Source organism: Novosphingobium sp. ST904, from assembly GCF_001298105.1.
Classification (GTDB): domain Bacteria; phylum Pseudomonadota; class Alphaproteobacteria; order Sphingomonadales; family Sphingomonadaceae; genus Novosphingobium.
The window spans coordinates 1-9080 of record NZ_LGJH01000075.1 but is presented as its reverse complement, the minus strand read 5'-3'; the positions used below and the strand labels follow the sequence as shown (position 1 = coordinate 9080).

7 protein-coding genes, 1 tRNA gene and 4 pseudogenes are annotated in these 9080 nt (G+C 63.6%); 4 read left to right on the top strand and 8 right to left on the bottom strand.

What is annotated here, in order from left to right:
* Nucleotides 1-63 precede the first annotated feature (63 nt).
* Nucleotides 64-139 (bottom strand) — tRNA-Trp (locus tag ADT71_RS01175).
* Between the two features lie 192 nt (nucleotides 140-331).
* Between ADT71_RS01175 and aat the strand changes: the two genes are divergently transcribed.
* A complete protein-coding gene (gene aat, locus ADT71_RS01170) occupies nucleotides 332-1111 on the top strand; it encodes a leucyl/phenylalanyl-tRNA--protein transferase (RefSeq protein WP_054434368.1) in 780 nt (259 codons plus the stop codon).
* Between the two features lie 35 nt (nucleotides 1112-1146).
* Here the strand turns inward: aat and ADT71_RS32555 are convergent.
* Both ADT71_RS32555 and ADT71_RS01165 read right to left on the bottom strand, forming a co-directional pair.
* A pseudogene (locus tag ADT71_RS32555) lies at nucleotides 1147-1329 on the bottom strand (DUF2155 domain-containing protein); the annotation flags it as partial.
* A 248-nt stretch (nucleotides 1330-1577) separates the two neighbouring features.
* Nucleotides 1578-1984 (bottom strand): annotated as a pseudogene (locus ADT71_RS01165) (NADH:ubiquinone oxidoreductase subunit NDUFA12).
* A gap of 261 nt (nucleotides 1985-2245) precedes the next feature.
* Here ADT71_RS01165 and ADT71_RS31825 point away from each other — a divergent pair.
* Both ADT71_RS31825 and ADT71_RS31820 read left to right on the top strand, forming a co-directional pair.
* Nucleotides 2246-2818, top strand: a complete 573-nt coding sequence (locus ADT71_RS31825; RefSeq protein ID WP_197282873.1) for a PHB depolymerase family esterase — start codon at nucleotides 2246-2248, stop codon at nucleotides 2816-2818.
* A complete protein-coding gene (locus tag ADT71_RS31820; RefSeq protein WP_054434362.1) occupies nucleotides 2815-3297 on the top strand; it encodes a PHB depolymerase family esterase in 483 nt (160 codons plus the stop codon). The genes ADT71_RS31825 and ADT71_RS31820 overlap by 4 nt, the downstream gene beginning before the upstream one ends.
* A 24-nt stretch (nucleotides 3298-3321) precedes the next feature.
* Here the strand turns inward: ADT71_RS31820 and ADT71_RS01150 are convergent, their stop codons facing one another.
* Both ADT71_RS01150 and ADT71_RS01145 read right to left on the bottom strand, forming a co-directional pair.
* Nucleotides 3322-3774: a DUF192 domain-containing protein gene (locus ADT71_RS01150; RefSeq protein WP_054434366.1), complete on the bottom strand. Its 453-nt coding sequence runs from the start codon at nucleotides 3772-3774 to the stop codon at nucleotides 3322-3324.
* A gap of 42 nt (nucleotides 3775-3816) precedes the next feature.
* Nucleotides 3817-4362, bottom strand: coding sequence for a regulatory protein RecX (locus ADT71_RS01145; RefSeq protein WP_054434360.1), 546 nt, complete (start codon nucleotides 4360-4362; stop codon nucleotides 3817-3819).
* Between the two features lie 149 nt (nucleotides 4363-4511).
* Between ADT71_RS01145 and ADT71_RS01140 the strand changes: the two are divergent.
* A pseudogene (locus ADT71_RS01140) lies at nucleotides 4512-6271 on the top strand (fatty acyl-AMP ligase).
* 71 nt (nucleotides 6272-6342) lie between these two features.
* Here the strand turns inward: ADT71_RS01140 and ADT71_RS01135 are convergent.
* The 3 genes and pseudogenes from ADT71_RS01135 to ADT71_RS01125 all read right to left on the bottom strand — a co-directional run bounded on the left by ADT71_RS01135 (nucleotide 6343) and on the right by ADT71_RS01125 (nucleotide 8973).
* The gene (locus tag ADT71_RS01135; protein ID WP_054434358.1) at nucleotides 6343-7611 is read right to left on the bottom strand and encodes an MFS transporter; all 1269 of its coding nucleotides are present in this window, start codon (nucleotides 7609-7611) and stop codon (nucleotides 6343-6345) included.
* 82 nt (nucleotides 7612-7693) lie between these two features.
* Entirely contained in the window at nucleotides 7694-8155 is a 462-nt protein-coding gene (locus ADT71_RS01130) for a DUF2721 domain-containing protein (protein ID WP_231635469.1), read from the bottom strand.
* 3 nt (nucleotides 8156-8158) lie between these two features.
* Nucleotides 8159-8973, bottom strand: a pseudogene (locus ADT71_RS01125) (class I mannose-6-phosphate isomerase).
* Between the last annotated feature and the right edge of the window lie 107 nt (nucleotides 8974-9080).

The following is a 9080-nucleotide window of genomic DNA, read 5'->3' as shown; positions in this document are numbered from 1 at the left end:
AGAACAAAACCGCCCGCCGCGGAGTAGTCCGGGCGGGCGATATCGCCGCTTTTCATAAAAAGCTGGCAGGAGTGCACGGACTCGAACCGTGGGCCCTCGGTTTTGGAGACCGATGCTCTACCAACTGAGCTACACTCCTGCGGGCGAGGCAGCCTCTAGAAGGAGATGGAGAGGAATACAAGAGGGTGCAGCAGCATGATGACAAGATATTCCCGCCCCTTGCAATTTGACGTGGAGAAGCCCCAACTCAAGATGGAATTCCGCAGAAACCCTTCAGGATAAACACGTGCACGCCCCCCGCTCCCCCGCCACGATCGAGCCGGAACTCCTGATGCTGGCCTATCGCAGCGGAATTTTTCCGATGGCGGACAGCCGCGACGATCCGGAAATCTTCTGGATCGAGCCACGCCTCCGCGCGACTCTTCCGCTCGATGGCTTCCACATGTCGCATTCGCTCGCTCGCACCTTGCGGCGCGGACGCTTCACGGTCACCTGCAACGCCGCCTTTTCGCAGGTCATGGACGCCTGCGCCGCGCCGCGCCGCGTCCGCCCGGACAGCGACGACGAAGGCGGAAGCTGGATCAGCCATCGCATCCAGTCCAGCTACGAAAGCCTTCATGCACTGGGCCATGCCCATTCGATCGAGGTCTGGCTGGAATGCGATTCGGGCGAACGCGAACTGGTCGGCGGGCTCTACGGCGTCGGCTTCGACCGGGTATTCTGCGGCGAAAGCATGTTCTCGCGGGAGACCGATTCGTCGAAAGTGGCGCTATGCTGGCTGGTAGCGGCGCTGCGGCGGGCCGGTGCGACCTTGCTGGACTGCCAGTTCATGACGCCGCACCTTGCATCGCTGGGCGCTGTGGAAATGCCGCAGAAGCGCTATCTTGCGCTATTACAGCAGGCTCAATCCTCGACGGGAGCCTCGGGGGACGCGACAGGAGCCGGAGCGACGGCCGATGGCGCGGCGGTCGGCGAAGATACAGCGGCAGGCGCGGAAGCCGTGCTCGCACTGCCGGCGGCTTTTGCGGCATTGCTGGAGGAAGCCTCTGCCGTGGACAAGGCTTCTTCACCCGGGAAGGTCATAGCGCAGGCCTTGACCCAGACATCGTAGACCGGATGCTCGACGACGTTGAGCGCCGGCGAATTCTTGAACAGCCAGCCCGAGAACACCTTGCGCCAGCCGAGTTTTTCGGCGGCATTGCGGCGTTCCTCGGCGAAGACCTGCACAAACGCACCCTCTTCCTGCGGCCGCTCCCAGGGGAGTGACTTCTCGCAAGTGGCCACCTTGACGACGAGGTTGCCGATGCGGCGCGCCTCGCCCGGCTTCATCACCAGGTCCTGCGTCAGGTTGTTGCGCTTGTTGAGGACGCCGAGCGTGACCACGCGATCCTTGTTCGGCGTGCCAATCTGCTGCCCCTTGGCGGCTTGCGCCGGTCCGGCCTGCATCCCCGCGATGGCATCGGGAACACTGGTGTCCTGCGCCTCGGGCGCAGGTTCGCCACTACCGCACCCCGCGAGGAGCGGCAGCAGGACGAGAACGGGTGCAAGGGCATGAACCGGCTTCAAGGCAGCGCCCCTCAGGCGTCGGGCGACCACGCTTCGTAGTCGCCGGTGGCGGCGGCACGCTTCCCGCCGCGCTCGAGCGCGCCCTGGGGGCGATAGGCGGCGGCGGTACCGGTGGCGTTGGGCGTATAGTCCACTTCCCAGATGCGCGGCGGCGCCAGATGGCTTTCCGGCACGCCGTCATAGGAATGGTGCAGCCAGCCGTGCATTCGGAAGGCACGTTGCTGGCATCGTTCGCGCCGACATAGATCACCCAGCGGCGTTCATAGCCCTCGGTGGTACGCACCTTGTCCCGCTTGGAACGATAGTACTTGTTGCCCTGCGCGTCGGTGCCGACGTGCTCGCCATTGCGCGAGCTCCAGAGCGAGGTGCCGATGGTGGCGCCGTCCCACCAGGTGAAGATCTTGGACAGGATTCCCATGAGCGGCGCGTTAGCGCTGTTCGCAGCGGATGCCAAGCGTGTTGAAAGCGGACACCGGGCATATTCGCTCCATCCGCGCGAGACATGACCAAAACAGCCATACGAGCTTCCGCCATTCGGCAGTACCTCCGTTTCCGATACGACCCGGCCGCCTCAAGGCTGGACATGTGGCAAGCCGGGGAACACCGTGCCTTCGGGAGAAAGGCCGAAGTCTGCGTTTGATCGATATCGAAGCGTCATATCGAACAGGGGAATGTTCGCATGCCTCCATGGTCACTCTTCCGGATTGTCCTTTGCGCTCTTGTGCTTGCGACTTTCGCACCAGCACGTGCCGGCCTTGCGGCAGCCCGCACGCCGCCGCCGCTCACCCAACTGCCGAAGCTGGGTGCCGATTCGGCAAGAACCTCGGTCTCGGGCCTGTCCTCGGGCGGGTTCATGGCCGTGCAGTACGCCGTGACCTATTCGGCAAGCACCATCGGCGCCGGCATCGTTGCTGGCGGGCCTTACGGTTGCGGCCTCACGGGGCTGGCAGCCACCCTGCCCTGCATGAAGGGCGCACCTTCCGGAAGCGGAAGCTATTGGGCCGCAAACTGGTATCAGGGATTGGGCGCAATCGATCCGATCGCCCACATCGCCCGGCAGCGCATCTACCTTTTCCATGGCACTGCCGACAGCATCGTGGGCTCGGCAACGATGAAGGCCTGCACGACTTCTACACCGACCTGCATGTCCCGCCGGCCAATCTCGCCTACATCGCAGACTTACCCGCCGGGCACGCATTTCTGTCCATCGCCCTGGGCGGGGCCTGCGATGCCAATGCAGATCCCTACGTGAATCGCTGCAAGGTGGACGACAAGCCTTACGATCAGCCCGGCGCAATCCTCACGCAGATACTCGGCCAGGCTCTGAGCGCGCGCGCCGAAACGCTCTCCGGCAAAGTGCGCAGCTTCGACCAGCGCCCCTACCTGAGCCCGTTCAGCGCCATGGCCGACACCGGCTACCTCTACGTCCCCGCCGGATGCCGGAAATCCGGCGCGAAGTGCGCGGTACATGTCGTATTCCACGGGTGCGGTCAGGCCGCGAAATATGTGGGTGACGATGTCTACGGCCAACTCGGCTTCAATAACTGGGCGGATACCAACGGGCTGATCGTGCTCTACCCTCAGGTCGAGAAGAGCCAGCCCCTGCCGTTCAACCCGATGGGCTGCTGGGACTGGTGGGGCTATACCGGCTCAACCGCCTTTGCCACGCGCTATGGCCCGCAGCTTAGCTCGGTTCGTGCCATGGTCGAGCGATTGGGCGAGGGAGACTGACCCCTCGCCCCGCCTCCCGCTGCCCTACCAGCGCACCTCATCGCCTGGCTTGATACCCAGTTGCGCCGCACGTCCGCCATTGAGTTCGAGAACGCCGATCGCCACGCCCTTCGCCGGCAGCGGGGTTTCATCGTAGGGCACCGCATTCGCCGCGATATTGAGGATGCGGTGATCTGTCCCGATGAAGATGATATCGAGCGGGATCACTGTGTTTCGCATCCAGAAAGCGGCACGGCGCGGCGTCTGCTCCGGGAAAATCATGCCCTCGTCAGCCCCCATTTGCGTGCGGAACATCAGCCCTTTGGCCTGCTCCGCTTCGCTGCGCGCCACTTCGACCATGAAGGTGTGTGTTCTGCCGCCCGACTGCACCTTGAGCGGAACCACCGGCAAACCTGATTCGGAATGAACCGCGGGCTTGCCCGACGCCTGACCGGCCGCCACCTTGTCATCGCCCTGAGAGCATCCCGTGGCCGCCATCAGGCCGGCCAGCACGAAAACGAAGCAACGGGTCAGGCGCACTCAATAGTCTCCGCAGTCAGATTCGGCCCATTGCTCGGCCGCTTCAGGATCGTCGGCTTCGACGACCCTGCGGGCAATGTCGAGCCGGTGGCCGGCCCGAAGCATGGCCGCGATATGCTTTTCCCGCGTAGGCCGATCTGGCAATTCCCGCGCGAAGGGCCCCAGCCGCCGCCGCCGCGCCAGGACCACCGCCGCCTGACGCTCCGCCGCGGCATCGGGCCGCATCTCGTCGCGCAGTTCCTCGCCAAGACCGGCCTGGCCGAGCGCTTCGCCCACACGCCGCGCCCCATAACCGCGCCTCAGCAGGCTTCCCGCCTTCATCCGCGCCCAGCCGGCATCGTCAACGTAACCCAGTTCCACGTAGCGCGCGATCAGCCGGTCGATATCGGGCCGTTCCTCCTCGTCCCAGCCACGCTCATGCAGCTTGCGCTGGAGATAATCGCGTAACTTGCCTTGCGTAGTGGCGAAACGCGCGACATAGGCCAGCGCCAATTCTTCCAGGCGAGGTCCCGTAAGGGGCTGTGGATTGTGACGCTTGGCGGACATCTTGCCCTATTCGTGCCACAGTCGGCTCGGAATGGGGAGAGCGCGCGGAACTTGGCATGTGGAACAGCTATCTCCGGTTCATGTAACGCCGGTTAGAAGCGCCCGGTTCCGATAAGATAAACGTTATAACAACAACGGGTTAGAACGAAATGAACGACACCATCAACATGGTGCCGCAAACGAGCGAAGCACTTGTCGCCACCCCCAACAGGGACGCGCTTGCCCGCCGGTTTGCCGATTTCGACACCTTCTGCGATGCGCTCGACTATGCGGCGCAGGGCCAGCGTGGATTCAATTTTCATGACCCGCGCGGCACGCTGAAGCAGGTCTATCCGTATAGCGCGCTGCGCGAGGATTCGATCAAGGTCGCCCATGCGCTGGTCGCTCGCGGCGTGAAACCGGGTGAACGCGTGGCGCTCATCGCCGAAACCGGCTCCGATTTTGCGGCACTGTTCTGCGGCGTGGTCTACTCTGGCGCCTGGCCGGTGCCGCTCCCGCTGCCGACCAGCTTCGGCGGCAAGGACAACTATATCGAGCAGTTGGCCGTCCAGCTTTCCAGCTCGGACCCGATCCTGCTCGTCGGCCCCGACGAGATCGCCGAGATGACCGCGAAAGCGGCCGAACGCCAGGGTTGCGGCCACGCCACCTGGGCCACTTCGCGGGCAAGGACGCCCCCGAAGTCGAACTGCCCAAGGCCAGCCCGGACGATATCTGCTACCTCCAGTATTCGAGCGGCTCGACCCGTTTCCCGCACGGCGTCGCGGTCACGCATCGTTCGCTCATGTCGAACCTTGCCGCGCACAGCCACGGCATGGAACTGGCCGAAAACGACCGCTGCATCTCGTGGCTGCCCTGGTACCATGACATGGGCCTGGTCGGCTGCTTCCTCTCGCTGATCGCCAACCAGGTCTCGGGCGACTACCTCAAGACCGAGGACTTCGCCCGCCGTCCCCTGGCCTGGCTCGACCTCATCACCCGCAACGAAGGCACCTCGATCTCGTACTCGCCGACGTTCGGCTACGACATCTGCGCACGCCGCATTTCCAGCCAGAGCCATGTCGACGACCGCTTCGACCTGTCGCGCTGGCGGCTGGCCGGCAACGGCGCCGACATGATCCGCCCGGACGTCATGCAGAACTTCGTCAACGCCTTCGCCGATGCGGGCTTCAAGGCCTCTGCCTTCCTGCCCAGCTACGGCCTTGCCGAAGCGACGCTGGCCGTCACCATCATGCCCCCGGGCGAAGGTATCCGCGTCGAACTGGTCGAGGAAGAACGCCTCTCCGGTAGCCCGCGCGACCTCAGCCGCCCGGCCCGCTACCGCGCCATCGTCAATTGCGGGAAGCCCGTGCTCGACATGGAAGTGGTGATCCGGGGCGAGAATGATGCGAGCCTTGCGGACCACAAGATCGGCAAGGTCTGGTGCCGCGGCACCAGCGTCATGCACTCCTACTTCCGCGATCCCGAAGCGACCGAGGCCTGCCTTGTCGACGGATGGCTCGACACCGGCGATATGGGCTACATGGCGAACGGCTATCTGTTCATCGTCGGCCGCGCCAAGGACATGATCATCATCAATGGCAAGAACCACTGGCCCCAGGACATCGAATGGGCCGTGGAACAGCTGCCGGGCTTCAACCATGGCGACATCGCGGCCTTCTCGGTGGAAATGGACAATGGCGAGGAAGCTCCCGCCGTCCTCGTGCACTGCCGCGTCTCCGATCCGGTGAAGCGCATCGAACTGCGCGACCTGATCCGTGACAAGGTGCGTTCGATCACCGGCATGAACTGCGTGGTCGAACTGGTGCCGCCCAAGAGCCTGCCGCGTACCAGTTCGGGCAAGCTCAGCCGCGCCAAGGCCAAGAAGCTCTACCTTTCGGGCGAGATCGAACCGTTCAAGCTCGCCGCCTGAACCGCGGAACCTGAATGGAATACGGGCCGGAAAGCTACACGCTTTTCCGACCCGTTTCGTTTTCAGGCGGCTCAGGCGATTGCTTCGTCCATAGGCTCAGCGCTATCCCAGCGCGGGTAGGCCGGCAGCGTCACCAGCAGCCCGCCGCCGAGAATGCAGCCGATCGTCCCGGCCCACAGGAACGGTCCATATCCTCCCGAATAGTCGTAGATCGCGCCCGCTATCAGCGGCCCTAGACCCGAGGCGAGCGCAACGATGGCGGACATCATTCCATATATCGCGCCAAAACTGCACATGCCGGCATAGCCCGCCGTCAGATAGGCGCAGATCTGCATCTTGGTGCCGGCGGCATAGCCATTGACCAGCAAGGCGAATACGATCGCTGCCGTCGATCCCATCGCCACGGTCAGCAGGAAGAAGGTCACGGCCGTCACCCCCATGGTCAGGCCGCCGATCCAGTTGGGCCGGAACCTGTCGAGCAGAGCGCCCGTCGCCAGCTTGCCGATGATCCCGGCAACGCCCGTCAGCGAACTGAGCCAGGCGGCATTGGTCCGGCTCATCCCCGATTCGGTAAGGATCGGAAAAAGATGGATCCCCAGACCGATGGTCAGCAACATGACCACGAACGTCGAGATCGCCACTTGCCATAGCGGACGGCTGCGCAGGGCCTCCTTGCGGGTCAGGCCCGGAAGATGGGCGCCGCCACGCGAAACGCCCGTTTCGCCCCGCCTGGCCGCGCGGTCATGCGCATCGTAAAGGAAAAGCACACAGAGCAGCAGCGACAGCCCGCCCCACCCCAGCCCGAACCACACGAACGCCCCGCGCCATCCCACTTCGTCGATCAGGAAATTGCCGAGCGGCGGCACGATCGCCTGCGCCAGCGCGGTGCCGGCAACGGTAAAGCCCAGCGCGAGCCCCCTCCCCTTGTCGAACACACTGGCAACCGCAGCGGTCCAGATCGTGGACTTGATGCTGGTAAGGAGCACGCCGAACACCAGCCAGAGCGCGATCCACTGCACTTTCGATCCATTTGCCAATGCGAAGGTGCAAGTTGCCGCCATGACGGCAACGAGGCCCGGCAGGGCCAGCTTTCGCGATCCCAGCTTGTCGATCAAGACACCGTAGAATGGCGAGAGAATTGCAGTGATGAAAGTCGCCAGCCCGGGCCCGGCGGATAGCAGGGAGCGGCTCCAACCGAATTCCTTCGACAGCGGCTCCATGAACAGGCCGGTCCCCGCCAGCAGCACGGACAGGAACGAAAATCCGATCGACGAGGCAAGTACGAGCGTCCAGCCCGACTTCCATTCCCCGGCCTGCCCCGGCACGCGCGGCTTGTTCATGGCAATTCTCTCCCTCGGCGCAGAAGCCTAAAGGGAAAGCGGAAATCACCAACCGCAGGGACGATACCCGCGAGAGTGCAGATCAGATGGTGCGATGCAGTTCCAGATAGTCGCGCGGGATGCTGAGCGCCTGAGCGGCGACTTGCGTTTCATGCAGAAACAGCACCAGCGCCACGAGCAGAAGCACGATCGAGGCCAGAAAGATCACCGCGGCCAACCCATGGAGATCGAGCCCGGCCAGGCCTTGCAGGAAAAGGATCGCCACGGTCGTGCCGATCGCCAGGGCGGACAGCACCATGAAGCGGATGGCCTTGGTGATGATCGTGATGCGCCTGTCGACAAGGCGAATCTCCAGCACGACCATGTCATGCTCGGCGCCCTGCGTTTCGTTATGGAGCTGCTGCAAGGTCCGCGCACGATCGACCACCCGGCCGAGGCGCGTCGAGAGGATATTCAGAATATTGCCGATCGCCACGAGGACGAACACCGGCGTCAGGGCCAACTGGATGGTCTGGACGATCATGGTGTCCTGTATGGCAAACACGCCTCAGACTGCACAGGCCCTGGCCAGCAGACAGACGCCGTTTTCCGCAAATTCGACGTCCTCCAGCGCGGCTGCCAAGCCGCAGCCGCCCGGCCCTATGGCCTCGCCTGCAACCCTGACAGTGCCTTCGCGCGGGATGACCAGCAAGGCGTCGGGATAACGGCCGGCGATTTCGGCCGAAGGGCGCCCTTCAATCTGGTCGAGCAGGAATAGGGGACCATCCACCAGGGTTTCAGTGGCATGCGCCGCCACCCGCTTGTGCCATTTCGCCAGATCATAAACTTCGCCCTTCGAAACGGCCATGCCTTCTTCAAGGTGAAGTTCGCGCGCGCCGCATAGTCGTAAAGGCGGTAAGTGATGTCGCTGTTCTGCTGCACCTCGATCAGGCTGACGCCGATACCGATGGCGTGAACTGTGTTGGCGGGAATGTAGAAGAAATCGCCCGGCACGACCTCGTGCCAGGTCATCAATCCCTCGATCGAACCGTCAAGCGCAGCTTCGCGCATGTCCTCCTCGCTGATCGGCGCGTTGAAACCGATCCCCAGCGTGGCGCCGGGCTCTGCGGCGAGGATGAACCAGCATTCTTCCTTGCCCTGCCTGCCGATCCCCTTGGCGAGCGTTTGCGCGTCGCTCGGGTGGACCTGCACCGATAGCTTCTCGCTCGTGAAAATGTACTTCACAAGAAGGTCCGGCAGCGCGGCAGGCGGTTCGAACCAGATCTCGCCAATGCGCTTCCCCTCCGGCGCCTTGAACGGCGCGGGCAGGACATCCTTACCCCAAGGCTTTTCAACCTGGCGGATAGGCAGCGCAGCATTCATCGACTTGTCCTTACTGGTTGACGGCACCGGATAGCTTGCCGACCTTTTGCACACCTTGGACGGTGGTGACCAGTATGTCGTTTCCATCGACGACGACGACGACGTTT